Genomic DNA, 25,891 nt, shown 5'->3' on the forward strand with positions numbered 1-25,891 from the left:
GATATAATTGATTCTATAAATTGTTATAAAGTTTAGCTAGGTATACTCAGTATAACTTAGTTATACTCGATAAAACTACAAACCTATTAGGTTTAATACACTTATACTCACTTGGGTGAGAGATATGAAGTTAGAGCTAATTGTGAAACACACTATAGAGGGTTTGAAAAAAGTCTTCAATATATACGGAAGAACAACTGAATCAGCTACTAGACTTCAAGAAAAATACGAACAAGACGATAACTATGAAGAAACCCACATAGTAAATAGAAACAGTACAATAAGATGTGTTTTCGAATTAAACCAGATAATATGCTATGACACAGTAACGGGAAAGGTATACTAAGGGTATTTTAGTCATCTGAAACACATATTCGCAGTTAACTACATATAACATTTTAAAGAAAGTTTTATAAATTAGCTACTTTCAGCTTACGACACTTTTATTGTTAATCCAGGTATAGATACCTTTTTCTCTATTCTAGTCACGATTTCGCTTAAGATCATGGATACAGCTGTATAGAACAATGCTATGACTATATAGATCTGCATATACGCGAAGGTTTTTGATGCAATCCATTTAGCTGTATAGATAAGTTCTGGTAGAGCCACAAAATAAGCTATAGAACTAAACTTTAGAAGATATATCAGCTCATTTGTTAATGATGGTATCGCTATTCTTAGAGCTTGAGGAATCACTACATTAATGACTGTACTAAAAGAACTCAATCCAAGCGAATATGCAGCTTCCCACTGTTCCCTAGGTATAGAGTTTATTGCCGTTCGCAGATATTCTGATTGGTATGCCGCAGAATTTAATCCTAATGCTATTAATGAAGCTGTAAATGAATCCAACTTAATTCCTAAAACAGGTAGCGTATAGTATACAAAGAATAGCTGTACAATCATCGGAGTACCTCTAACAATCTCGATAAATAATGTTAAAAGGGATCTAAATGGTTTAGCTATAGAGCTTCTTAGAACGGCTATAATTATACCTCCTACAAAGCCTATAGAGAATGACAGAAATGTTAACTCTAAAGTCAATATAAAGGCTAATACTAAATCTATACCGTATTTAGAAAATATATCAAGTAATTCACTTATCATTTGTATCTCCTATCAATTCTGTAGAGCTCCATAAGTTTTGAAACGAAAATCTTTGTTCTCTCTTTTTCTGGAGCCAACAATATTCTTTCAGGAGGACCTTTCTCGACAATTCTTCCATCCTCCATAAATATAACTTCATCTGCAACTCTCATAGCGAATCCAAGTTCATGAGTAACTATAATCATAGTCATTTTCTTTTCTGATAACTTCTCAAGAACGTTGAGTACTTCTACCGTTAGCTCCGGATCTAGAGCTGATGTAGGTTCATCTAGTAGAAGAAGCTTAGGAGACATAGCTATTGCTCGTGCGATAGCAACTCTTTGTTGTTGTCCTCCAGAAAGTTGTGCTGGATACTTCTTCCAAAGATCTTCTGTTATACCTACAGAAATCAGAGCCTCTTCAGCGATTTTTCGAGCCATGGATTTATCCATTTTCTTAACCTTTACAAGTCCGAGCATAACATTATCAATAGCGGTTAGATGAGTGAAAAGGTTGTAGCTTTGAAAAACAAAACCTATTTCTTGTCTAACTCTATGTATATTGATTTTTCCTCTCGTTATATCCATACCATTAAATAATATTGTACCCTTATCAGGTTTTATTAGAAGATTTAGACATCTAAGAAGCGTTGATTTGCCTGATCCAGAAGGCCCTATAATGACAACTGTTTTACCTTCTTCTACCTCTAGATCTACACCCTTAAGCACGTGTTGTTTACCGAAATACTTATGGATATTTATAGCCTTCAGTAAAACATTCATAGAGGAGCACCATAGCCTAGAGAACCGATCCTCTTATGAATTAAATTAGATACAAATGATATCGTATAACATATTATTAAATAGAGAATAGCTACTGAAGCTAAAGGTATAACGTATTCCATTCTAGCATTAGCGATATTGATGGAAACAGTAAACATTTCTACAACACCTATAGCGTAAGCTATTGAAGAGTCCTTCAGAAGAATAGTAAATTCGTTAAGTAACGCTGGAATAGATAAAACTATCACTTGAGGAAGTATAATGTATCTAAATGATTTCCATCTATCTAGACCTATAGAGAGTGCAGCTTCTAGCTGTCTAGCTGCTATAGCTTCTATTATACCTCGAAAGATTTGGGATTGATAAGAAAAGCTTATAATGCCTAGACCTATTATAGCTGAAGCTATATTGTTCAGCTTTAGACCATAGAAAACTATGAAGAGCATCAATATAGGTGGAATACTACGTATAGTCTTGTTAACATAGTCTATAACTTTACTGTATACACCACCTATGAATACTTGCACAAAAGCTATTAAAGTTCCTAGAAAGAGTCCTAAAGAAAATCCACCAACTGAAAGTACAAATGTATTCAAAAAACCTCTCAATAGAATTAATAACAATGTTTGAAAAAATTCCTCAAAACTCATTTTGATTAGCCTAAGTATTTAGCTATTATTTGATCCCATTCATTGCTATTAAGAATATCATTCAATACCTTATTTATCTGATCCAAAAGCTCTCTATTACCTTCTCTTACAGCTATACCGTACCTCTCATTTGTTGGTATTACACATGATATCTCTATGCTGTATCTTTTCTCAAGAGCTCTAGCTACAGGAGAATCTACTACTACTGCATCAACTCTACCATTAATGAGATCTTGTACTGCTAATGTGTATGATGTATACCTCTTTATCTCTATCCTATAGCCTTGCTTCACGAGATTATCCAAAAGCTCTGCTGCTGTAGTACCGCTTTGAACTCCTACAATATAATTATCTAAATCTTCTAAGGATTGAGGTCTATAGGAAGAACCTCTAAAAACTATTATTGCTTGATCAGCTTCCCAATAAGGTATACTGAAGTCAACTCTCTTTTCTCTTTCCTCGGTTATAGTCATACCAGATATAACTATATCTACATGTCCTTGTTCTAGAGCAGGTATGAGTCCATCAAAATCCATACTCACTATCTCTACACTGTATCCAAGTCTATTAGCTACAGCCTTAATAAGATCTATATCTATACCTACGACCTCGTTTGTTTTTTCATCAATATACTCAAAAGGTGGGAAATCAGGTGAGGTACCTATTCTTAAAATCTTGGGCTTTGGTGATAATGAAAGGAAGTAACTATATGCAAGATATATAGCCATAACTGAAACTACAACGACAGCTACTACAAGTATATAAATCCAAGCTCTCATATCTAGAGCCCATTTAGTTTGACTAGTTACTGATATAAAAATATTATTAAGTTACATGATATTTTAATAAAATGTTAGAACTCTAATAAGGATCATTAGAGATACTATGTGTCAGCAACAGCGTTCCCAATTATGATTTACTAAAGGCTAACTTCATCATTCTATATAGTTCATTTTAAACAATCTATGTAATTTATTCCATCCTTCTATTCATAGCCTTAATTGAGGAACCCATATAGCTAACCGGTTTCGTTTAATTTCAATAATTTTTCTGTCACTATTATCATATGTTCTGAGATGTTGATCAAGTATTCACCTCTATATGCATATGCAACAATGCTGGAATGCATATCGAATATCTTTTCCACACAAGATATATCAGCAACACATTCTATTGGATCTATGTAGAGAAAGTTCTCGATCCAAGTTAAAGCAAACTTGAGTATAGCTTCGTCTTGTTCACCACAAAGTACATTAAATCTACTACATAACATATCTGCTACATTAAGAAGATCCCTCAGATTGTCTGTATACACCATATGCCTCTCATCCTCAACATGTCCAACACATCATGAACATCTTGTAATATTCACACAATCTATAGACCTCTGTATTACTCAATACTTCTCATATATAAACCTTTTCATACATAGTTATGCATAGATTTCATTAAGTTATTTAGTCAGTAGACAATCTACTACATATATTGATTACTTGATTACATTGTTATTTGTTCCTTATACATTAGATGCTATAACTATTTGGCCACTTCCTGCAAATACTCTTTCTATAATCATTATCGACGTGGTATTAACTATTTAAATAGATTAAATAGTTAAAATATAGTATTATCGGGAAATTCTTCAAGATCTAATCAAGTCTTTAGTATATGTTTAAAGAATAGACTTATTTAGTTCAATAATATCGTTAATCCAGGTGACCACCTATGCCACGCATAGCTGTTGTGGCTACAAGACTTGGAACTATTGTTGACCCCATGGTCAAATTCGCGGAAGAAAACGCAAAAAACTATGGATTCGAAATAAGCGGAATATACAGGGTGGCGAGTCTCCTTGGAATACCCATACTAGTTAAAAGGATTCTAGAAAGAGATAGAGATAACATCGAGTATTGTGGTTATCGGTGCCATAGTTAAAGGAACACAACTAGATGAATATGTATTCAATCAAGTAATCAGTAAACTCTTAGATCTGTCTATTGAGTATGAGAAGCCCATAGGGTTCAGTATTTCTGCTCCAGGAATCTACTGGAATAATAGGCTTATGGAGGCAGGTAGTGAAGCATATGCAAGTATATCTCTAGAAGAGATAAAGAAGGTCTTAGAAGCATTGAAAATGTATGGAAAATAGAAATTAAATAATGAAGACTATTTATGTATCGCGCTTAACATGGCTCGTGAACGTGGATACTATATAACGTATGCTCTAGATATAGATGATTTTTATTAGATGCCTCTCCTCACATACTACACCTCGTACTTCAGTAGCATATGCATTATGACCAATTATTATATGCTACAACAAAAGTTTTAGCTTTTCCATCAATACTAATTCGTTTTTCAAGTTTCTTTAATTCTGAAACTAGATAAAAAGTATAGGATGTGTTATGTATTTCGTGAACAGTATTGATGTATCTATGCGTATTGAAGATATTCGTAAGTATAGCTATGAATTGCCACTAGCCCTTTTTGGTAAAGATGTTCAGGAAGTTGTTGTAGAGGTTGTAGATCCCTATAGATGGAGATTACTGTTGTACGATACAGAAGGTAATCTCCATTCTATTACCTCAGGTAGTTTTATAAAGATATATCGCCCTATATCTCTGTATAGAGTTTGTTCTGGGGATATAGTTGTTTCATTTATTCACGATCCTCTAGAGAATTTAATGTATCTGTATAGAAAGGATGTTTTCTGCATGGCTAGAGTTAGTAATGGTTTTTGCTCACTTCATAAGGGATCTAACTACAGTAAGTATCTTTCTTATGTATTTGGATTAAGCAACACTAAACCTGATGTAGGTTTGGCTCAAGTTCCACATATGGTGTATATTTTATCTCTTGGTGGATCTAATGTCAAGGTAGGTATAGCTAATGCTATGAAGAACCTTAATAGGATTTTTGAACAAATATTTGTATATGCCACACCAGTAGCTTTTGTTGAAGATGTGGCTAGAGCTAGAGAGATTGAGAAGACGTTAGCTGGTAGTAAAATAAGGGATAGAGTTAGAGTATCTGAAAGAATTGAACAGATAAAGAATGTAAATATGTATAATTTAGAGACCCACCTAACACAATTCGTATTGACGTTTGTCCGCCAAATAAAGCCTCTACTTATTTCTAGAAAGATCGTCAACAAAGACAAACCTTTACCTGTTATTAGGTTTAGCGATAAGTATTTCGAGAACATAGCAAAAACATATATAGTTCATGAGGAAACTAGATTAAATAGCATTGAAGGATACGCAGAAGTTATAGAATATTTGCTTGGAGGTATCACAATTTCTATAAATAATCGTAGACTCTTTATTCCCTATCACTTCATCAGGGATAAAGCATTGAATATAGAGATAGTGAAGTAATGAAGAAATGAGAAGCACGTTAAGTAGAGTGAATTACAACAAATTATATCAATAGAAATATCTACCCATAGTTAGACAATTAATTAAAAAGTCTTAATCAACAGTATTATCCTTCAGAATCTTTCTGACTTTAGATAATGATATATTGAGTTCTTCAGCTATTCTTTTAAGTGAGTAACCCTTTTTGCGAAGATCTATTACCTTCAACACAATATCGTCTTCCTCTTGAGTGGTAGTGTCAAGAGAAGACAATTTCTTGTCTATAAATTCTATCTTTTCTTCTAAACTATGTATCTGGTTTTCCACTATATCAATCTTTTCCTTATACTTCTCCACATATTCTTTCAAATTGGCTAACTCTATACGTAACTCTTCTACCTTATCTATACACTTTCTTTCTGCGCTAAACATGTCCAGTCTATTCTTAACATATCCGATATGTCGTCGAACAATACCACGTTTAGTAGCTACATAGAAGGCTATAGGAGCTGATACAGCAACAGCTGTAACTATCATAATATTCATAGCCATATGTTCTCACCATAGATACATATAGTGCACTACTACTATAATACTGTATCTTTAGATATAGATAAAGTAGGAGAGTCTTTAGCGCATCGAGCTAAACACATCGATACATAAATCTCGTATCCTAGAATGTAGATACACAGCGTTAATGTCTAATCACTTATCGACTCACTCTCTAGCTTTACCCACAATATTTACATCAATTATTCGATCTTGTGACCAACTTATGACCAGGGCTTCGCTAATCTGGTTCAAGTATTCCTTTAGTTGAATTAAAATATATGGATTAAAGCTAGGGCATGCTATTTAAAATGAAGCTTAATCAACTAGGACGAGACATTTAGTAAAGCTTATAATGTTTTCTTATTAATTAATTCGTGAGTTTACAATGTATGCAGAACTAGTGTTGTTATCTCTAGCTGTACTTGTGGCTTTTCTGGTTTGGGGAAAGGTAGAAAGACACTGGGTCGGTTTGGGTATAGCACTATTTCTTATTGCTTCTGGTACTCTATCTGTTTCTGAAGCTTTGGATTATATTGATTGGGATGTTCTCGGACTTATACTGGGTGTAAGCATATATACTGTCTATATAGAGAAGAGTGGAGTTACATACATATCTGCACGCTATATAGTTAAGCGTACAGGGTATTCTCTATATGCTACACTATTTACGATATCCCTTGTGGCAGGTATGGTAAGTGTATTCATGGAGAATGTATCTGTAGTTTTTCTATTCTATCCAATAGTTTTCTCCCTCTCTAGACTACTCGGAATAGAGCCTACTATACCCATGATCTTCGTAGCTCTATCCTCAAATATAGCGGGATCAGCAACAATGATCGGAGATCCACCAGCACTAATTACTGCTGGAGCTTTCAAATTATCGTTTACGGATTTCATAGTTTATAGAGGAAAGCTCTCTATGTTTTTCTTCACAATAATATCGATGGTTTCTGCTATAGCTGTCTCTAGTTACATAGTATCGAAAAAAGCAAAGATTGGTAATAGAAGTGGTCCAAGCGAGAAGTTAGATGTGCTAGAAGATGTGTCTATAGATAGGGTCTTCGCTATTGAGGCTACTCTATTCCTAATAATCAAGATATTGCTATTGAGTGTGAGAAACATTATAATACTTCCTCTAAGTTTTTCTGCTGCTATAGCTGTTGGTGGTTTAACTATAGTTAGACTTATCCATAGAGATAGTGATAGCGTTAAGAAGGCATTCAAGCAAGGTTTCGAGTGGAGACTACTTATATTCTTAGCCACAATTTTCGTGCTCTCAAGAGCTTTTGAAAAACACGGTATAGCTAAAAGATTTGGTGAATATATTGTCTATAGATTAGGTAAGGATTTATTCAGAATAACATCGCTTATCATATGGCTATGCTCATTTTTTTCAGCAGTCATAGACAATGTTCCAATAACCTTGACAATGATACCTGTTGTTAAAGCATCTTCAACACTCTTAAACCAAGATCCTGTTGTCCTTATGTGGGCAGCTCTAGTAGGTATCACACTAGGGGGCAATTTAACGTACATAGGTGCATCAGCAAATGTAGCAGCTGTAAGAATCTTGGAGAAAAATAATCATGACGTGACATTCACAGAGTTCATGAAGATAAGCATTATATACAATTCAGTATCAATATTAATTGCTTGGTTTCTCTATACCATAATATACATAGTATAGAGTACGGATAATAAGATAAGTAATAACATGTGTTAGAAGTATTTAGATACTAATTCTGATGCACATATCCATAGAATTAAGAGAAAATTGAATATTCACAATCATAAATTGATGCGGCGAAGATAATCACATTCGGTATAATATAATGAAAATACGTGATGGTCATCCCTCATAGGATAGAATTCAGTCTAGGTATCAGGTTTCTAGACCACACAAAATTACTCTCATTGTTTCTCTCAATATGGCTACTACATATTTTTGACTCAATTATTTTAACAAAATAGTACCTCAAGTCTAGCGCTAACGATGATTTGATGAATTTTTAATACTATCTCGGTAATGCTTGACTATATGGTGAAGCCTGGTGGTATTCGTACCAAAACGTGTAATAGCGTTTTTTGCTGATGGATCGCACGAAATTTGTGATTATTGTGAAACTATTTCTAGTGATGTAACCAAATTATACAAATTTTTATGTAGAGATTTTGAGATTCATCTAGAGGATAGAGATGGTATTATTACTGTTGTTAAAGCTGTATCTAGATTGAAGCTTTTCTCGCCTTACGAATCGTTAATCATAGATTTAGAGATTGATGAAAACGTTTCACGTGTTCTTGTTTTAACGCTGAATACTGCTGTTGCTGAAGAACTTGGTAAAGGATTTGGTTACTACAATTACTTGGCTATAGATAGAGAACCTAGAGTAGAAAGGCCCTCTGATGCTATACCTTATCCATCTTTATCTAAGATAAATCTCAGTTATGTAGATCATGTACCTAGAGTCCCCTGCTGGACTTACCCTTTAGTACTTAGAAACATCAATGAGGTGCCAAAGTACTCTGTATTTATGCTACTTGATGCTGTCAGAAAATATGTAGCCCTTATGACATTAAGTAGCAGAGCTACAGCATATATAGGTCCTGGATCGAGGATAACTATCTTTAGTGGTAAAGCTTCTTATGAAATAGGAATGACGCATCTCTTGACATGTTCCGTTGATAACAATCCATATAAAGTTATCGAGGATTGTGTTCATAAAGCGGCTAAAGTATCTGGTTTCAAGTCGAGAAAACTGAAGAAGAAGCCTATATTTATGCAAGGTCTTGGTTGGTGCTCGTGGAATGCTCTATTAACAGAAGATCTATCGCATAGCAATATCGTAAACATAGTTAAAGGTCTTAGAGAAAAAGGTGTACCTATAAAGTGGGTCATAGTTGATGATGGATGGCAGATAGCATCCCCACCTAGGTCACATCACTGGTTCTCTAAGGTTATAGAGAGATTGGAAGTCAATAGCTCTAGGTTTCCATATGGATTCCAGCAACTTGTTAAAGAACTTAAAAGTCTAGGGATAGAATTTGTAGGTCTATGGTCTACAATAAATATGTACTGGGGTGGTGCAAGTAAACGATTTATCGATGAACTTGGTGTAGAAGGCTATAGATACCCTCCATTTGATTCATATGTACCTCCACCAGATATAGCATCAGCTTATAGTTTCTACAATAAGTTCCTCTCATGGATTAAAGATCTCGGCTTCAGCTTTCTCAAGATAGACAATCAATGGATAATACATCTGCTCTATCAAGGAATCAAATATGTGGGAGAAGCATCTAGAGAAATTGAACATGGACTACAGCTAGCAGCTGAAGTAAATAATCTCGATATATTGAACTGTATGTCTATGACACCAGAGAACTATAGCAATTTCCTAGTAAGTAATGTTATGAGGACATCCATAGACCATATACCTTTCTGGAAAGCTGATGCAAAACTCCACATATTGTTCAATACCTACAATTCTTTGCTATTCAACTATATAGTTTATCCAGACTACGATATGTGGATAACCTATGATCCTCACTCAAAAATCCATACTGTCTCTAGGGTGTTTAGCGGAGGACCTATATACATAACAGATAGGCATCCCGAGAAAACGGATGTAGAGCTGCTGAAGAGGATTGTTTTACCTGATGGGGAGGTGGTTAGAGTTGATGAACCAGCTCTACCCACAAAAGATGTACTGTTTAGTGATCCCTACAACGAAAACGTATTGCTGAAAATTGCATCAAGATGTAGAGGTTTCCCTGTTGTAGCAGTATTCAATATAAGTAAGGAGGGCGTCACAATCACAGATAATCTATCATTGAAACACTTACCGTTTAATATCGAGTCGGGTCTTTACGCATACTATAGCGTCTTTGCTGGAAAACGTGGGACCATAGATACTAGTGACGATCTAGAGATAACCTTAGATGAACTCGATGCTGATGTATACGTGTTTTCGAGAGTTATTGATGGAAACGCAGTCATAGGGTTAAAGGAATATATATTGCCTCCCTATCCAATGACTACGTACAGAGTTAAAGAAAAGAGGATTTCAGCTGAATTTAGGGTTCGAGGTACTGTTATAGCTTTAATCAATGGATTATTCAATGAAGTGCCAACACAAGACACCATTATAGAGCTTTAGTTCTCTTCTTACGATCTTGACATCTAGATTTGATAACTTCTTTATTACTAGTCATAGTTGCTTTAGTGTCCACCATTGTGTACATCGGCTTAGTTCTTTTGATTGGTTTCCATATATTGAATTCTGAAGCACGTGTTCATAATCTTTCAGCTCCTGAATTGCTTACAGAAGATCCATAGAATTGGATTCACATTGTTATTTAGCAATTTTATGTAACTTATCTGAGCCTATCAATAGTCTACTCTAAGTATGTATCTGAATTAATTATTGGTATCAATGCCATAATCACAGAATAATAAACAAGATCTTCCCTCACAACATTGTTTTTCGTCAACAAGCTTATAAAACCGCCCTTATCACCAATATTTGATGTTCCATAATGAGTATCAACGATTTCTTCAAGTTCTTCATAAACTCCAGAAACAAGAAACTCTACAAATTTTTTAGGAATGGCAAACGCAGGAGAAAAGCCGTAAGATGTTCTGTTATTTTTGTCGATTAAATATGTTATATGAACATCAAAATACCCGATTTCCTCTATATTCATTAATCCAGCTTCAATACCTAGATAAAAATCGCACAAAGCATCAATCTCTTTAATTTTTTCAGCTCGATATCTAGCGAATCTCAGTATATTCTCTAAACCAATAGGCTGTTTGGGCACACCTTCAACACCATATCCTTCAACTTTAACCACATCAAAGAACTGCCTAAAAGCCCTCTCAACCCCTTTTAATTTAGCTGGATTCTTGCTGCCAATACATACCCTAACCATAGTCTTCACCGATCATCTTTTTCAATTACAGACTGGCTGGTAATAAAATAAAAATTGAAAACATCTTGAGTTTCTACTTTCCTAGTTTAGGTAGTTTTGCGCGATAGACGTATTGTAATAATTATCGATATTACGGCCAAAACTATAGCTAGAAAGGTAGTATAAGTTACATGATCTGCCTTTTCGGTCATCTCTTTTAGATCTATATCAATTCTTTGAGCAAGACTCCTTATCGATGAATTTAAGAGGTAAAGATCCATGGACATGTTGTTTATATCTTTATTTAACCTATTGATCTTCATCTCTATATCTTCTATATTCTCTAGCTTGCTATAGATCATTGATATGGTAGTCATATTTTGGGTAATTCTGTACATCATTTCCTCAATACGGTTTTGGATTATCTCGTATGGATCTTTAGGTATTATTCTTATAACAAGAATGTATGGAAGATTTACACCATCTTTTAGTAATGTTACATTTATAACAGCATAAGTCTCTTGAAGAATCTGCGAACCTATTTTCATCCATAACCTATATGTGTATCTTCCTAAGGATGTAACATTAACTATATCCAGCGTAACTGGAGCTGGATATACTGCTAACACTGATACCTTATCTAGCGTGATATTATAGGTGACTATATCGATGAAATCTATGGATCCCGCTATATAGTATTGTTTAAGGTTTACAGCCACAGGAAAAGACACAATATACGTATTAGTAATATTGTGAACAACTGTCTGTGTCACTATTGACACGTTTGTATCGAGATATGGTCTTATAACTATTGATGAAGTAAGTGTGATGGTGGGTGTCGAGAAGTCTATAACTGTTAGATTGTATTCACCTTTTTCAGCATATGGTATTAAGAGATATGATATGTAGCTGCCTCTTAAGTTCGCAAAATCTAGCGTCAATAGGTTATTCCCTAAGTATATCCCTAAGGTATCTCCTATACCTATACCTGTGACTAAAACCTTGATCTCCTTTCCCCAGAAGCCTACATAATCTACCAACAATTGAGGCAGTATATATATGAAGTCTTTTCCATAAAGAACTCCTTTACTATCTACAACAGTTATAGTATTCATATACATATGTGTCACAGGTATTTCAACAGTTATAGGTTTTGAAGATACTAGACCGCTATATACTTTTGCACCAGATATGTATATATCTATTTGTTCACCTTCTTTAACCCCATTTATACTCAATGATATTCTATCTAAGGGTTTAGCTGAATGTGCATGAACATCTATATCTACGCTTAATAAGTTTACACCTTTAGCTCTAGCCACAGAAAGATAAGCATCAATAAGACCTTTTCCTGCGCCTGGATGATCGATAGCCATAGTTGTTGATGTCAATACATCATATACCTTCTCTACCAATAAAGCACCAGAAAAACCTTGGCTCCTTAACTTAACACTAACGATAGCAGCAATTCCTGCCACTACAGGTGCAGCAGCACTTGTCCCACTGCCAATAGCTATTAATCCTCCAGGAAAAGCACCTGCTACATCAACACCTGGCGCAACTATATCGGGTTTTATGTATCGGTTAGGATATCTACCTTTAAATGGCCATGTTTCTGGAGGATCTGGCCATTCAACTTCTTCGTAACTACTGAATACTGCTACATCATTGTTTAGATCTACAGCTCCTACACCTATCACTCCCCATATGTTTCCGGGATTGGAGGAGGTATAGGGACCACTATTTCCTATGGCAGCTACAGGAATGATACCATTCTCTATTACTTTAGCTATAGCTAACAAGAGTACGTTAGAATAGTTGCCTGTAGCCCCAAAACTCATAGATACTACATCAGGTTTTCTTATTCCTAATTTTATGCCTCTACAGTTGTAAGGTTCTAGAACCCATTCAAGTCCTGCTAAAACCTGAGCCACCGTACCTTTTCCACCAGGTAGAACTGATGCCGAGAGTATTTTGGATTTAGGAGCTACACCAAAAATATGTTTAGCACCATCGCCACCAGCAGCTATACTGGCAACCCATGTTCCATGACCATGTGTATCATGTGGCAAAGAGCATATGGGTCTACCCTTGGAGTCAAACTCTATCCATCCAATAAGTTTACCAGCAATCAGAGGATGTGTGGGATCTATGCCTGTATCCAGTATAGCGATAACAGAATCCGCTCCTTCTTCACCAAGATAGCTCCAGACAATATCTGAAGAAACTCTAGATATTGCCCATGACCAGTAGAAAGGTACCTTATCATACTCCTGATGTTGGTACCTACTATAATCAAATATAGATGAAGTTAATACTTTAAATTTTTCGATAGTAACATCTATGCTGACATTATAGTTGTAAAAAACATTGAAGTTCATAGATCTTAGCCGTTCAACTACATTATTGGGACAATGGGCTAAGATTATGTTGAACATTCTATATATTCTCTCTACATTACAACCTAGATCTGTTATAATGTCTAGATCTTGGTCAGATCTATACACTATAAGTATATCTTTAGCATCTATATATCCCTTAGCAGGAGCAGGCAGTTGTGAAAGTACTAAAATAAGGAGAGCTATAATCATAAGCGAAGACATATACCTCTGAGTCTTCATAATTACTTCGACCTCAGCTATACAGCTGGTAAAGAGATTATAACTGATTCTGTGGTTCATAAAGAGATAGTGAACCTTATAGATGCTTTCGTTTACATTGAAGATCAAGTCCTCTAGTATTGAAGATCAAAACTTTATGCCTTCATCTCCATAAGGTGAGATTCATTTTAACAACTATGCCTTAAAGACCTATAAGATATTACTAGTTTTTCGAATAGCTAGTGAAATTTGAGGGATGCGCACTTATGGTGAAACAGAAGATAGGTACGATAATATTTGATATCGATGGAACAATAGTGCTTCTGCCAATAGACTGGGACAATATTTTAATTAAGATAAAATCTCTATCACTAACATCTACGAAAACGTTCTTGGGCTTTGTATCAAAATACTATGGATCTAATGAATTCATATACATACACAAATACTTAGAAGATATTGAAAATAGTGCTGTAGATTCGATGCTTATTTTAGATAATGCTGATAAACTGTTGAAAAGGGTATGTAGATACATACCAATCGGTTTTGTAACAATGCAAAGTAGATCTGCTGCCGAAAAAATAGTATATAAGATGGGGCTCTGTAACTGTGATAAGTTCTTAGGTGTTCTAGCATCAAGAGAAGATGCATCTAACAGAATTGAACAACTTGCTAAAGCTATAAAATCTATTGATATAAATCCTGATGAAGTGCTATTTATTGGTGACAAGGTGCTAGATGGTATAGCCGCTATTGTGAATAAAGTAAAGAGTATAGTAATCTTAAGAAATCCGCGGACCTTTCGAATAAGTGACACAGATTATATAGATGAAGACTTAGAGACTATAGGTATACCCATAGCTACCGACTTAGCTGAAGCTCTAGCTATAGCTAAAGATATATACGATTTACCTATAGATATCTCTATAGGCTGATAAATTATGGTCAAAACAAGAGTATTCAGAATAGATCCACTAAACCCCGATGAAGAGATATTGAAGCAGTGTTGTAAAGAAATTACGGGTAGAAGCACTACAGTTGTATTCCCCACCGAAACTGTCTACGGATTAGGAGCATATGTGTTCGATGTCCATGCCATCAAGAAAATATTCACCATAAAAGAGAGACCTATAGATAATCCATTAATTATTCATATATCTAAATTCGATCATTTATATGAAGTAACTGGGGATGCCCCAAATAACTTTAAAGATATAGCGAAAAAGCTTTGGCCAGGACCCATAACATTTATACTGAGAAAACGTAAAGAGGTTCCTCATGAGATCTCTGGAGGACTACCTACGGTTGCTGTTAGAATGCCTGCTCATCCTGTACCATTGAGACTTATAGATTGTATTGGTCCTCTCGCTGCTCCTAGTGCTAACATATCTGGTAGACCTAGTCCTACTATACCCCATCATGTCTATGTAGATATGTTTGGTAGAGCTGACATAATCATTGACGCTGGTGAGACATTTCTTGGTGTAGAATCAACTATAGTGGATCTAACAACAGATCCACCTAAACTTTTGAGACCAGGATCTCTACCCGTTGAAAAGTTGAAAGAAATTTTAGGGAAGGATATTGTAGTACCGAATTTTGCGAAAGGTTTGGGTGAAAGCGATATTGCTCTTGCTCCCGGTACTAGATACAGACACTATGCTCCAAAAACGCCTATTGTTGTTGTTGAATCATCAGATTACCGTGATCTGAAAGAGTACACCAATAGCGTTGTCGAGGTTGTTAGAAATTACTCAACTCATAGATATGTTATTGTTGCTAGTAGAGAAACTGCTAAAGAGTACGAAGCTCTGGAACTAAATACAGTAGTTATAGGATCTAGATACAATCTATATGAGATTGCTAAGAATTTGTTTAAGGTACTTAGAGATGTTGATAGAATGGGTGTAGATATAGCTATTGTTGAAGGATTTCCAGAAATTGGCATAGGTTTAGCGATAATGAATAGACTTAGAAAAGCTTCTCGATTCAATATAGTGAAGGTTTAGCTACTTATCCCAAAAATCCTCTTATCCTACCTAATGCTATTATGTGTAGCTCAACTGGATTGAGCATTAGAAGAGATTTGTAAGTATCTATAGGTTCAGGCTTTACACCCATTATGTCTAGCGCTTCGTCAATCTTCTTAACGATATCTTCATCGAGTCTCTTTACAGCTATCCCACGGACATAGAATTTAGAGTCATAGAGCCATTCCTTATCTAGGTAGGGAACTAGTTTGAGAATTTCGTCAAGTTTATCCTGTTTATACATCTCTATTATGAATTCTGCATCAAGATATGTCGGTGGTATTCCGGTTGCATACCAAGTTGATGTGTAGACTATTGCACGAGGAACTGAGAGTGCCTCATTTTGAAGTGGAAGTAGTCTTCCATAATTTCTCCAAGATATTCTCTCTCTAGTTCCTGGGACATTATTTGCTAACTTCTGTATAATATCGCAATACTTAGACACTAACCTCCTATAGAGTTTAGTAGCTTGATCTACGAAGTTTATAATATCTGAAGATAGAGGTATAGACTTTGGTTTCGTATCTATATTTGCTAGTATTGCATTCTTTACAACAATATAGTCTCTGTAAGGTATATCGTGCCTTATGGCTGATTGTATAGTTGCAGTAGAAAATCCTCTATAGCGTTGAACCTCATATTCAACTAATTCTGGATTATTTAGGGCTCCTCTAAATGGTGGTACACCCATACCTATAATTGGTTTTATCTCTATAGCATATTCTTTGGCTAACTTTTCAAGCTCACTTAATGCATAGATAAGCGATAGAGAGGAAGCTATATGACCACTTCTTACAGCAGCATCACTTTTACCTAGAAATACTCTTAATATGTTTATCTCGGCATCAAATTCATTGAGTACAGTCATAATTGTGGAAACATAGTCATGTACAACCATATGTTTATGGGTTTCCTCAATAAGAGGTATAAGTTGTACGGGAAACATCTGGGTATTAACTTCTTCGCTTAACACTTTCTCTTTCATTATTATTAATCTCTGCACAAATCTAACAACATTACGGTCCTCAACCATCGGCAAAATGAACCATCTGACAGCCTGAACATTCATTATTTTATAGGAATAGTAGTTCGCTATAAGACCTGCTTCTATTGATAGATCAACTCTATCAAAATCTTCTAGCGAAGGATTGGGTATCCTAGGCGTTACAAAGAACTTCTCTCCTATAGGGATTTCGAGCTCATAAGATCTAAGAACAATATCTTTAGGCTGAGCATATGGTGTTAACTTTCCTTCATAATCGCTCATAACCTCATCGCAACTATACATGGTGTATCCCTGTAGAGCTTCATCAACTTCCTGTTGGGTAGTAATCTTTGCAGTAGCGTCTGGATGTTGAGTGCACAATAACTTAGGAATATACAATGTCGAAACCTCTATTAGTTTATGTATACAGGGATATATAAACGTTTAACTATTACCATTAAACTCATTTTCACAATCTATACAACTATCTTACCTATAATTGTGTCAGGATCCTTTAACGCATGACCTGTCGCTATAAGTACCACAAGACTATCCCTATCAATTCCACCCTCTTTCTCGCATTTCATCAGCCCAGCTAAGGATGCTGCACTTGCAGGTTCTACCCCTAGTCCTTCAACTCTAGCCAATAGTTTCATTGCGTTAATTATTTCTTCATCGCTAACGTCAATGAAGAAACCGTGAGACTCTTTAACGGCTTTGAATGCCTTAGGCCAATTGATTGGTCTCCCGATTCTTATGGCCGAGGCGATAGTATTTGGTTTATCCACATACAGAGGTTCAGAAAGTCTTTCTCTCCATGCTGATGCTAGTGGTGCTGCTCCTTCCGCTTGAACCCCTATCATCTTAGGAAGTTTGTCTATGTAACCAAAGCTATAGAGCTCTTTGAATCCTTTCCATATGGCTGAAATATTTCCTGCATTACCAACCGGTACTATCACATAATCTGGTACCTTTCCAAGTTCATCTACTATCTCGTAGGCTATTGTTTTTTGTCCCTCTAGACGCCATGGATTATAGGAATTTAGTGGATACATATTCTTAAACTCGCCATCTGCAATAGATTCAAATACTTCTTCAAGAGCGTTATCGAATGATCCCTCTACCTCTTTGATCTCGGCACCATGTAGAAGAGCTTGAGCTATTTTACCTTTAGCAACAGATCCTTTAGGTAGAACTACAATACACCTAAGTCCAGCTCTAGCTGCATAAGCAGCTGCTGAAGCGGCTGTATTTCCTGTACTTGCTACTACTACACCATCAACATTTACGTATTTCGCTATAGTTACTCCTACAGTCATTCCACGATCCTTAAAACTACCTGTGGGGTTAGCTCCTTCAAATTTTATATAGGTGTTAGGTATAGCTACGTGTTTTCTCTCATATAGGTTTAAAGCCTTAATTAATGGTGTACCTCCCTCACACATTGTTACAGGTTCTACATCATCTCTTATGGGTAATAACTCTCTGTATCTCCATACACCGAATCGCCTAATCTTAGCCTTGTTCCATTCAAACTTCACATTATTAATGACAACATCTAATAATGAACCACATTTAGGGCACATAAATAATCTGGGAAGCGGTGCATATTCATGTCCACATTTGGTACATCTTAGAAATACTTCCTCTTTTACAACTCTATACATATTGAATTCAGTATTTATGTTTCCAAGATATTCACCAAGTTATTCCTATACTACGTATAGGGGTTAAAAAACTTACTATACCTTAATTATGTGAACTACAAGTTCTTATCTAAGTGAAGCATACAAAATTTTGTTTAGTTCTTCTGTTACCGCTTTAGCTACATCTCTCGTTTTATAGTTTCCCCCGAGATCAGGTGTCCAAATCTTTTTATCCTCTATAACGGTATAGATAGAGTTCTCTAATGCTCTAGTCTTTTCAATAAGGGTTGAATCGCTGTATCTTTGAGCTAGGTACTCAAGCATCATTTTAGCAGCCATCATCGCTCCTACGGGATTAGCTATACCTTTACTAGCTATATCCATAGCGACACCATGTATAGGCTCAAAAACACCTATTGTATCACCTATTAACGCTGATCCGCATAGACCTAGGCTTCCCATAAGTCCTCCAACTAGGTCTGAAAGTATATCGCCATAAAGGTTGGGTGTAACGAGAATCTGTAGATCTTCAGGATTTTTGACAAGCATGTAAGCCGCAGTATCAACTATAATCTCATTAGCCGCTATATCTGGATAATTCTTAGCAACATCAAAGAATATCCTCCTAAATAGTCCATCACTTACCTTAAGTATATTTGCTTTATGCACTACTGATACCTTCTTAAATCCAAGAAGTTTTGCGTATCTAAAAGCTAGATCACATATCCTTCTAGACCCCTTCTCACTTATGATTCTTAATGAGATTGCTATATTGTTAAACATGCCCTCTATACCTACGTATTCACCTTCGGTATTCTCCCTAAAGATAACTATATTGAACACTTTCTGAGAAACACCACGAAAACTCTTGAAAGGACGTATATTTGCATAGAGATCTAGCTCTTTCCTAATAAGTATATTTACACTCTTGAAATTAGGGTCATGAGGAGGTGTGTAGAGAGGACCCTTCAAAACTGCATCAAGATTTCTAATAGTATCAAAGAATGTATCTTCTACTGCTTTACCTGTTTTCTTATAGTATTCGTATCCTGCAGAAATCTCTACAAAATCTATACCTGGATTAAGGTGCTGAAGAACTTCTAATGTCGAATCAATTATTTCGGGACCTATTCCATCGCCTCTAATAACACCTATCTTGTACCTCTTTGCCATGGAGGACCGCCATATCTCTTAATGTGCTCTATAATGCCTCCCGCTTCAACTATAACAGCTAGTTCTCCTGGAAAAGGAGCTATCAATTCTTCAATATCTTTAGTTAAGTTCTTTACCACACCTTTACTAATATCTATCTCCACAATATCTCCTGTCTCAGTAACGTCAGGTATTTTTTGTGCAACAATAACGGGTAGTCCTATATTTATTGAGTTTCTGTAGAATATATGAGCAAAACTTTTTGCAACTATGGCTGCCACACCAACGATCTTCAGAAGCCTTGGAGCTTGTTCTCTGCTTGATCCTTTCCCAAAATTTCTTCCAGCAACTATTATATCTCCCTTACTGACTTTTTTGTAGAATTCTGGAATAACTTCCTCGAGAACGTGTGGAACCATAGCCTCTATTTTATCAATAGCACTAAACTTATATTTACCCGATATTATATGGTCTGTACTTATATTGTCACCTAATTTCCAACATCTGCCTCTTATAATCAAGTTTACCACCTCTAAGAAAGATATTTCCTAGGGTCAGCTATCTTTCCTTCGATAGCTGAAGCTACAGCTACTGCTGGTGATGATAAATAGACTTTGCTGTTCTTGTGCCCCATTCTTCCAGGAAAGTTTCTATTTGTTGTTGATACTGCTATCTCATCTTCACCTAATATCCCCATGTGGGCTCCTACACAAGGTCCACATGTAGGTGGTGCTATGACACATCCAGCTTCAACGATAATATCTATGTATCCTCTTTTAAGAGCCTCTATATATACTCTTCGTGAAGCTGGTGAAACAATACATCTAACGTTTCTATGGACCTTTCTCTTATTTAGTATTCGGGCAACTATTTCCATATCTTCAAGCCTACCATTAGTACAAGATCCTACGAACACTTGATCTATTTCAACATTACCAACTTCATTTACTGTAACAACATTATCTACATCTGGTGGTGCTGCTACAACAGGCTCTATCTTATCTACCTCGAATATAGCCTCATCAATGAAATTCGATCTCTTTGAATCATAGTCTATGAACCTGTAATGCGTTATATTTCTCTCCTTAAGCCAAGCGTTAGTTACATCATCAACAGGTATAACAGCAGATTCCGCACTCATTTCTGTACACATATTGGTTAGTGTGAGTCTAGCATCCATAGATAGATGTCTAAGTGTATCACCATGGAATTCTACAGCTTTACCTATCATTCCATCTGTACCAAATTCACCTATGACACTAAGTATTATGTCTTTAGACATCACACCTATTTGGGGAACCCCCACCAAAACTATCTTCATTGTTGGTGGAACCCTTACCCATTGCTTCCCATAGGCTGTAGCTATAGCTGCATCAGTACTTCCAACTCCAAGCGCGAAAAGACCTAGAGCACCTACGGTAGGTGTATGGCTATCTGCCCCCATAACAATCATACCGGGTCTTACAATACCTTCATCAACAACAACCTGATGACATATCCCACTACCTACATCATATACACGTACACCATGTTTTTTACCAAATTTCCTCATCTCCTTATGAACAGTAGCTGCAGATACATGAGGCGCTGGTGATGAGTGATCTATAAAGAAGAATGTTCTATCTGAAGCCAAAAGCTTATCAATACCGAGTTCTCTTTCTATAACATCTATAACTAATGGTGCTGTACCATCTTGAGCATATATGACATCTACGTCAACTACTGTTATGTCTCCTGGTACAACATCTTTACCTACTACTCTAGATAGGAGTACATCTATTAGACCCAAAGTCATACACCAGAACGGAATTGTTAGTGATATAAATGATTTGGTACCTTTTTCTTACTTGAATAGCTCGGGAAAATGCTTCTTGACGAATTTCTCCACTTCTTCATCTGTTAGAGGTTCTGTTCTTCCTGATTTATTAAAGTAATCAACAATATCATTGTATGTTTCAATCACTCTGGGATCATCCTTACTTATACCATTACAGCCGAGGTAATTTCTCATCCATAATACTATAGCTGATCTACCTGCATAAGGTGTTATAGATACCGAATAAGGTATACCTAAGATCTTTATAGGATCAAATGGTAGATATACCTCGGGATTCTTCATAAGTCCATCAACATGTATTCCAGCTTTGGTTCTAAAGGCATTTTTGCCGAGTATGGGATAATGGTCTACGGCTCTATACCCCATCTTCTCAAAAACTTCAGGTATCTTAGATATTGCTCTGAGATTGATATCTTGTGATCCTTTTATACCTGCATAATGTATGGTCATGATCTCTAGAGGACAGTTACCAGATCTTTCACCTATACCGAATATAGTACAGTTAGCTGCTGCTGCTCCATACATCCATGCCGCGATCTGGTTGGCTACAGCAAGACCTAGGTCGTTGTGTGCATGGAACTCTATATACTCTTGTGGAATCCCTAAGCTTCTTATAGTCTTCACTATCCTCGGTATGCTTCTCGGCAATGACACTTCATAGAAAGGTAGCCCTAATCCGAGGGTATCTGGTAACTTTATTTTTACGGGAACTCCATATCTTTCACTAAGCTCTAACAGTTTTTTAATAAAAGGAATGACAACCCCATGGATATCGGCTCTAGTTATATCCTCAAGAGATGCTCTTACAGCTATTCCACGGCTTAGAGCCTTCTCAATAACCTCTAGATACTTCTTAATAGCTTCCTCACGTGTTACACCAAACTTGTATCTTATGTGGTAATCTGATATAGATGTGAGCATTACCGTTTCATCTAAACCTGCGTCTACAACTAGTTGTAAATCAGAATGTGTAGCCCTAATCCAGCCTATCACCTTAGGATACTCATAGCCGTAACTAATTAACCTTTTGGCAGCTTCTCTATCCTTATCAGTATACAGAAATACTTCGGTACTTATTATAGCTCTGCCGATATCTACTAAAAGTTCGTATATTTTCTCACATTCTTCTATACTAAACATCCTCCATCCTTGCTGACCGTCCCTCAATGTTGTATCTGTTAAATGTATCTTGCTAAGGTTTTCAGTTACTTCACGATCATCTATACGACCTACGTGTGGGACATCATGAAATGGATATATATCTCTAAAAAATACCCCATTGTTATATGTGCTATCCATACCGATCTCCCTCGTAATATTAACGATCTGAGGCAGGATTCTCCTACTCCAAATTTATATATATAGCGATAATGGCTATGTGCAGAAACATGTATCTCTATGGTGTGGAACCCGTACCTATGCATGTACTTCTCATTAAAGTTCGGTACATTAATGCCTTCTAGAACAAGGATCAACTTAGTTCTCTCTTTATTCAGCTAAGCTTATATAACCCACAGTTACAAGCAATGATTTGGTGAATCACTTTTGTCGATAAATTGCGTGCATTAATAGTTGATAAAGTATCAGAAAAAACAATAAACAAACTTAGAGATAGAGCTATAGATGTTGATTATAGACCTGGAATTGACTACAAATCTCTTCTTGAGATAGTTGAACAGTACGATATACTTGTATTCAGAGGCCGTCTCGAGATAGATAAAGAGGTTATCGCTAGAGGAAAAAGATTAAAGGTACTCGCTAGATATGGTATAGGCCTAGATAACGTTGATGTTGATTATGCGGTTAGCAAGGGTATAGCTATTGTAAATGCTCCACAAGCATCATGTATAAGTGTTGCTGAACTAACAATAGGGCTTATGATCACTGCTGCTCGGAATCTGCATCTCTATATTGATGGAGTTAAGAAAGGTGAATGGCCCAAGGGTCGTTATGGAGGCCTAGAGCTTTATGGAAAGACTATTGGCGTAGTAGGGTTTGGAAAAATAGGTAGCAGGGTTGGTATGTATGCCAAGGCTATGGGCATGAAGCTCTTAGTACATGATGTAAGGAACATCAATTTAGAGATGTCTGTTATCGGTGGAAAACAAGTGGATCTTGAAACGCTTCTTAAGGAAAGTCATATCATATCACTCCATGTACCATTAACTCCACAGACATACCATATGATTAACGATCATGCATTATCTCTAGTTAGAGACGGAGCGATAATCGTGAACACGAGCAGAGGTGAAGTCATAGATAGTGTTGCTCTCTTAAAACATATAGATAGACTTGGAGGTGTAGCTCTTGATGTTCTTGAAGAAGAACCTCCAAGATCTCCTCATCTCCTCGAGCTCATAAAACATCCCAAAGTTATAGTCACACCGCACATTGGTGCTGAAACTATTGAAGCTCTAGAGAAAATATCTGATGAACTTATCGAAAACATTATGGAGGCGATTAGATGGAGATGAAGTTTCTCACCCCAGGTCCTGTCCAATTACCAAAGAAGGTTATAGAAGCTACAGCAAGACAACCAGAATTCCATAGAATTGATGAATTTAGAAAAACCCTTAGAAGAGTTCTAGACAATTTAACTAAGGTCTACAAAGGAATTCCCATTATAGCACCTGGCACAGGTACATTTGCTGTAGATGCTGCCATATACAATTACATAGATCCAGGAGAAGAGGTAGTCGCTATAGTTCATGGAGAGTTTGGTGAAAGAATGTCTGAAGCAGCTAAATCCAGGGGTACAAAGGTTTATGAGCTTAGGTACCGTATACATCCACCACCACCAGATGTTGTCGAAGATTTTGTTAAGAAGCTGAAAAACGTAAAAGCCATAACAGTAGTACATAACGAGACTAGTGTGGGTGTAACCAATAGATATCTAGATAAACTACAGAAAATAGCTGAAGGATTAGGAGCAATATTAATAGTTGATAGTGTTTCAGCATTACCTGCTGAACCAATAAGACATAGAGTTGATGTAGTTGCAACAGCTACACAAAAAGCCTTTATGGCGCCTCCAGGAGGAGCCATAATCTACATTAATGTAGAGCCAAGAGCAAAATCACCTATCCCACCATCAATGAGTCTCAGAAAATTCATAGAGAGACTCGATAAAGCAGATCCCCCATACACACCACCTATAAACGTTATATATGGACTGGATGCAGCTCTAGAGATTATATTGGATATGGGGATAGAGACATACCATGAACTACATAAACAGAAAGCTGAGCTGCTATATAAATCACTTAAATTGAAACCTGTAGCAGAAGAGCCATTGAGAAGCTACACAGTAACGGCATTCTATGCTGATAAGCCCACGGATATAATTAATGAACTAAAGAAGCATGGCTATGTGATTGCTGGAGGTATGGGTGAGCTAAAGAACAATACCATAAGGATAGGAGTTATGGGAGATATAAGTGTAGAAGATCTAAAGAAAGTTATAGAGGTTGTTAATAGTCTTGTGGATCGATAACGGTTTATGTAAACTGTGTCTAATATACTCTAGATCAAAAGACATGATAAATCTAAAGAAGGTTGAGTTACTCGATAAAATGCTGATAGAGCTGGCCAACATAATCAGGAAAAACTACAGTAGAACATATGCTTTCACTTACTCCTTTAACATAGTGAAACAGCTTACAGAAAACCTTGATCCTTATAGAGATGTCAAAAAAGAGCTAAATGAAACAGGTAGAAGGCTTTCAGTTATCGTAGAGAAATACTTGGAAAGCGTTGGGTGGAATCTTCGTGAAGCTCTAAGGATATCTGCTGCAGCAAATATTGTTGATACATCTGTTCTGGGCTACGAAGCTAAGAACATAGAGGAGTGTATATGGGATAAACCTGTTATTGAGGAAGAGGTCGAGGTTCCAAAGAATATAGATGTGTATATCGTGCTCGATAATGCAGGTGAAGCTGCTATAGATTTACTGCTCGCTAAAGCACTTAAGCTAAATGGTTATAGGGTCTCTATAGTAGTTAGAAAAGAGAGCTATGAAATAGATATTCTGCGAAATGATATCGAACTCAACGATATAGATGTTATTGAAACCTATGGAAACTTATCACCCGTACTATACATAGATAAAGGTTTTGTTATAGCCAAAGGTATAGCTAATGCTGAAGCATATATAGAGGGAGGGAAAACACCATCTCTCCATCTACTAAGAGCTAAATGCGATGTGATTGCAAGACTGTTTAAAGTGCCTAAAAATTCTGTACTCATAGTAACTGGCGAAACACTTAAGAAAGCCTTCAGCAACTAATCTTACAAAAAT

Annotated in this window: 25 protein-coding genes; 11 read left to right on the plus strand and 14 right to left on the minus strand. The window is 36.2% G+C overall.

Annotation, left to right across the window (positions count from 1 at the left end):
- Positions 1-124 precede the first annotated feature (124 nt).
- Positions 125-346, plus strand: a complete 222-nt coding sequence (locus QXK50_07280; protein MEM2008949.1) for a hypothetical protein — start codon at positions 125-127, stop codon at positions 344-346.
- Between the two features lie 86 nt (positions 347-432).
- On the opposite strand, the gene QXK50_07285 is transcribed toward QXK50_07280, so the two are convergent.
- The 5 genes from QXK50_07285 to QXK50_07305 all read right to left on the minus strand — a co-directional run bounded on the left by QXK50_07285 (position 433) and on the right by QXK50_07305 (position 3,839).
- Positions 433-1,110: an amino acid ABC transporter permease gene (locus QXK50_07285; GenBank protein MEM2008950.1), complete on the minus strand. Its 678-nt coding sequence runs from the start codon at positions 1,108-1,110 to the stop codon at positions 433-435.
- The gene (locus QXK50_07290) at positions 1,107-1,871 is read right to left on the minus strand and encodes an amino acid ABC transporter ATP-binding protein (protein MEM2008951.1); all 765 of its coding nucleotides are present in this window, start codon (positions 1,869-1,871) and stop codon (positions 1,107-1,109) included. The genes QXK50_07285 and QXK50_07290 overlap by 4 nt, the downstream gene beginning before the upstream one ends.
- On the minus strand, positions 1,868-2,521 hold the full coding sequence (locus QXK50_07295; protein MEM2008952.1) for an amino acid ABC transporter permease: 654 nt from the start codon (positions 2,519-2,521) through the stop codon (positions 1,868-1,870). The genes QXK50_07290 and QXK50_07295 overlap by 4 nt, the downstream gene beginning before the upstream one ends.
- Before the next feature lie 5 nt (positions 2,522-2,526).
- Positions 2,527-3,300, minus strand: coding sequence for a basic amino acid ABC transporter substrate-binding protein (locus QXK50_07300; protein MEM2008953.1), 774 nt, complete (start codon positions 3,298-3,300; stop codon positions 2,527-2,529).
- A gap of 239 nt (positions 3,301-3,539) precedes the next feature.
- Positions 3,540-3,839 carry a hypothetical protein gene (locus QXK50_07305; GenBank protein MEM2008954.1) on the minus strand — a complete coding sequence of 100 codons (300 nt, stop codon included), beginning with the start codon at positions 3,837-3,839 and terminating at the stop codon, positions 3,540-3,542.
- 407 nt (positions 3,840-4,246) lie between these two features.
- Between QXK50_07305 and QXK50_07310 the strand changes: the two genes are divergently transcribed.
- From QXK50_07310 to QXK50_07320, 3 genes are all read left to right on the plus strand, one after another.
- Positions 4,247-4,456, plus strand: a complete 210-nt coding sequence (locus tag QXK50_07310) for a hypothetical protein (GenBank protein MEM2008955.1) — start codon at positions 4,247-4,249, stop codon at positions 4,454-4,456.
- A complete protein-coding gene (locus QXK50_07315) occupies positions 4,434-4,670 on the plus strand; it encodes a hypothetical protein (protein MEM2008956.1) in 237 nt (78 codons plus the stop codon). The genes QXK50_07310 and QXK50_07315 overlap by 23 nt, the downstream gene beginning before the upstream one ends.
- A 256-nt stretch (positions 4,671-4,926) precedes the next feature.
- A complete protein-coding gene (locus tag QXK50_07320) occupies positions 4,927-5,898 on the plus strand; it encodes a DUF2797 domain-containing protein (protein ID MEM2008957.1) in 972 nt (323 codons plus the stop codon).
- Positions 5,899-5,991: 93 nt separating this feature from the next.
- Here the strand turns inward: QXK50_07320 and QXK50_07325 are convergent, their stop codons facing one another.
- Positions 5,992-6,429 (minus strand): helix-turn-helix domain-containing protein, encoded by a 438-nt coding sequence (locus tag QXK50_07325; GenBank protein MEM2008958.1) that lies wholly within the window; start codon positions 6,427-6,429, stop codon positions 5,992-5,994.
- A gap of 385 nt (positions 6,430-6,814) precedes the next feature.
- Here QXK50_07325 and QXK50_07330 point away from each other — a divergent pair, with 385 nt between their 5' ends.
- Positions 6,815-8,116, plus strand: coding sequence for an SLC13 family permease (locus QXK50_07330; GenBank protein MEM2008959.1), 1,302 nt, complete (start codon positions 6,815-6,817; stop codon positions 8,114-8,116).
- A gap of 364 nt (positions 8,117-8,480) precedes the next feature.
- Positions 8,481-10,589 (plus strand): Sip1-related alpha-galactosidase, encoded by a 2,109-nt coding sequence (locus QXK50_07335; GenBank protein MEM2008960.1) that lies wholly within the window; start codon positions 8,481-8,483, stop codon positions 10,587-10,589.
- Between the two features lie 238 nt (positions 10,590-10,827).
- On the opposite strand, the gene yjjX is transcribed toward QXK50_07335, so the two are convergent.
- Positions 10,828-11,364 (minus strand): inosine/xanthosine triphosphatase, encoded by a 537-nt coding sequence (gene yjjX / locus QXK50_07340; GenBank protein MEM2008961.1) that lies wholly within the window; start codon positions 11,362-11,364, stop codon positions 10,828-10,830.
- A gap of 86 nt (positions 11,365-11,450) precedes the next feature.
- On the minus strand, positions 11,451-13,964 hold the full coding sequence (locus tag QXK50_07345; GenBank protein MEM2008962.1) for a S8 family serine peptidase: 2,514 nt from the start codon (positions 13,962-13,964) through the stop codon (positions 11,451-11,453).
- Positions 13,965-14,209: 245 nt separating this feature from the next.
- On the opposite strand from QXK50_07345, the gene QXK50_07350 reads away from it, so the two are divergent.
- Positions 14,210-14,878, plus strand: a complete 669-nt coding sequence (locus QXK50_07350) for an HAD hydrolase-like protein (GenBank protein MEM2008963.1) — start codon at positions 14,210-14,212, stop codon at positions 14,876-14,878.
- A 6-nt stretch (positions 14,879-14,884) separates the two neighbouring features.
- Positions 14,885-15,952 (plus strand): L-threonylcarbamoyladenylate synthase, encoded by a 1,068-nt coding sequence (locus QXK50_07355; GenBank protein MEM2008964.1) that lies wholly within the window; start codon positions 14,885-14,887, stop codon positions 15,950-15,952.
- Positions 15,953-15,956: 4 nt separating this feature from the next.
- On the opposite strand, the gene ppcA is transcribed toward QXK50_07355, so the two are convergent.
- The 6 genes from ppcA to QXK50_07385 form a co-directional block, all read right to left on the minus strand.
- Positions 15,957-17,357 (minus strand): phosphoenolpyruvate carboxylase, encoded by a 1,401-nt coding sequence (gene ppcA / locus QXK50_07360; protein MEM2008965.1) that lies wholly within the window; start codon positions 17,355-17,357, stop codon positions 15,957-15,959.
- A 77-nt stretch (positions 17,358-17,434) separates the two neighbouring features.
- Complete coding sequence (thrC, locus tag QXK50_07365; protein ID MEM2008966.1) at positions 17,435-18,625, minus strand: threonine synthase; 1,191 nt, start codon at positions 18,623-18,625, stop codon at positions 17,435-17,437.
- A gap of 105 nt (positions 18,626-18,730) precedes the next feature.
- Positions 18,731-19,777: an isocitrate/isopropylmalate dehydrogenase family protein gene (locus tag QXK50_07370; protein ID MEM2008967.1), complete on the minus strand. Its 1,047-nt coding sequence runs from the start codon at positions 19,775-19,777 to the stop codon at positions 18,731-18,733.
- Positions 19,756-20,286, minus strand: coding sequence for a 3-isopropylmalate dehydratase (locus QXK50_07375; protein MEM2008968.1), 531 nt, complete (start codon positions 20,284-20,286; stop codon positions 19,756-19,758). Before QXK50_07375 ends, QXK50_07370 begins: the two co-directional genes overlap by 22 nt.
- Before the next feature lie 2 nt (positions 20,287-20,288).
- A complete protein-coding gene (locus tag QXK50_07380; GenBank protein MEM2008969.1) occupies positions 20,289-21,545 on the minus strand; it encodes a 3-isopropylmalate dehydratase large subunit in 1,257 nt (418 codons plus the stop codon).
- Between the two features lie 54 nt (positions 21,546-21,599).
- On the minus strand, positions 21,600-22,892 hold the full coding sequence (locus QXK50_07385; GenBank protein ID MEM2008970.1) for a 2-isopropylmalate synthase: 1,293 nt from the start codon (positions 22,890-22,892) through the stop codon (positions 21,600-21,602).
- 257 nt (positions 22,893-23,149) lie between these two features.
- On the opposite strand from QXK50_07385, the gene QXK50_07390 reads away from it, so the two are divergent.
- The 3 genes from QXK50_07390 to QXK50_07400 are packed head-to-tail and all read left to right on the plus strand — an operon-like array spanning position 23,150 to position 25,879.
- On the plus strand, positions 23,150-24,067 hold the full coding sequence (locus QXK50_07390; GenBank protein MEM2008971.1) for a D-2-hydroxyacid dehydrogenase: 918 nt from the start codon (positions 23,150-23,152) through the stop codon (positions 24,065-24,067).
- Entirely contained in the window at positions 24,058-25,086 is a 1,029-nt protein-coding gene (locus QXK50_07395) for an aminotransferase class V-fold PLP-dependent enzyme (protein ID MEM2008972.1), read from the plus strand. The genes QXK50_07390 and QXK50_07395 overlap by 10 nt, the downstream gene beginning before the upstream one ends.
- The gene (locus QXK50_07400) at positions 25,061-25,879 is read left to right on the plus strand and encodes an ARMT1-like domain-containing protein (GenBank protein MEM2008973.1); all 819 of its coding nucleotides are present in this window, start codon (positions 25,061-25,063) and stop codon (positions 25,877-25,879) included. Before QXK50_07395 ends, QXK50_07400 begins: the two co-directional genes overlap by 26 nt.
- The last annotated feature ends 12 nt before the right edge of the window (positions 25,880-25,891 follow it).

It is taken from the genome of Ignisphaera sp. (genome assembly GCA_038831005.1).
Taxonomy (GTDB): domain Archaea; phylum Thermoproteota; class Thermoprotei_A; order Sulfolobales; family Ignisphaeraceae; genus Ignisphaera.

Bases quoted from the DNA above. Each gene is read 5' to 3' on its own strand.
- QXK50_07350 (MEM2008963.1), top strand. From the start codon at position 14,210: ATGGTGAAACAGAAGATAGGTACGATAATATTTGATATCGATGGAACA.
- QXK50_07290 (MEM2008951.1), bottom strand. From the start codon at position 1,871: ATGAATGTTTTACTGAAGGCTATAAATATCCATAAGTATTTCGGTAAA.
- QXK50_07395 (MEM2008972.1), top strand. From the start codon at position 24,058: ATGGAGATGAAGTTTCTCACCCCAGGTCCTGTCCAATTACCAAAGAAG.
- QXK50_07355 (MEM2008964.1), top strand. From the start codon at position 14,885: ATGGTCAAAACAAGAGTATTCAGAATAGATCCACTAAACCCCGATGAA.
- QXK50_07280 (MEM2008949.1), top strand. From the start codon at position 125: ATGAAGTTAGAGCTAATTGTGAAACACACTATAGAGGGTTTGAAAAAA.
- QXK50_07300 (MEM2008953.1), bottom strand. From the start codon at position 3,300: ATGAGAGCTTGGATTTATATACTTGTAGTAGCTGTCGTTGTAGTTTCA.
- QXK50_07320 (MEM2008957.1), top strand. From the start codon at position 4,927: ATGTATTTCGTGAACAGTATTGATGTATCTATGCGTATTGAAGATATT.
- QXK50_07310 (MEM2008955.1), top strand. From the start codon at position 4,247: ATGCCACGCATAGCTGTTGTGGCTACAAGACTTGGAACTATTGTTGAC.
- QXK50_07295 (MEM2008952.1), bottom strand. From the start codon at position 2,521: ATGAGTTTTGAGGAATTTTTTCAAACATTGTTATTAATTCTATTGAGA.
- QXK50_07325 (MEM2008958.1), bottom strand. From the start codon at position 6,429: ATGGCTATGAATATTATGATAGTTACAGCTGTTGCTGTATCAGCTCCT.
- QXK50_07385 (MEM2008970.1), bottom strand. From the start codon at position 22,892: ATGGATAGCACATATAACAATGGGGTATTTTTTAGAGATATATATCCA.
- QXK50_07285 (MEM2008950.1), bottom strand. From the start codon at position 1,110: ATGATAAGTGAATTACTTGATATATTTTCTAAATACGGTATAGATTTA.
- QXK50_07305 (MEM2008954.1), bottom strand. From the start codon at position 3,839: ATGGTGTATACAGACAATCTGAGGGATCTTCTTAATGTAGCAGATATG.
- QXK50_07330 (MEM2008959.1), top strand. From the start codon at position 6,815: ATGTATGCAGAACTAGTGTTGTTATCTCTAGCTGTACTTGTGGCTTTT.
- thrC (MEM2008966.1), bottom strand. From the start codon at position 18,625: ATGTATAGAGTTGTAAAAGAGGAAGTATTTCTAAGATGTACCAAATGT.
- QXK50_07370 (MEM2008967.1), bottom strand. From the start codon at position 19,777: ATGGCAAAGAGGTACAAGATAGGTGTTATTAGAGGCGATGGAATAGGT.
- yjjX (MEM2008961.1), bottom strand. From the start codon at position 11,364: ATGGTTAGGGTATGTATTGGCAGCAAGAATCCAGCTAAATTAAAAGGG.
- QXK50_07345 (MEM2008962.1), bottom strand. From the start codon at position 13,964: ATGAAGACTCAGAGGTATATGTCTTCGCTTATGATTATAGCTCTCCTT.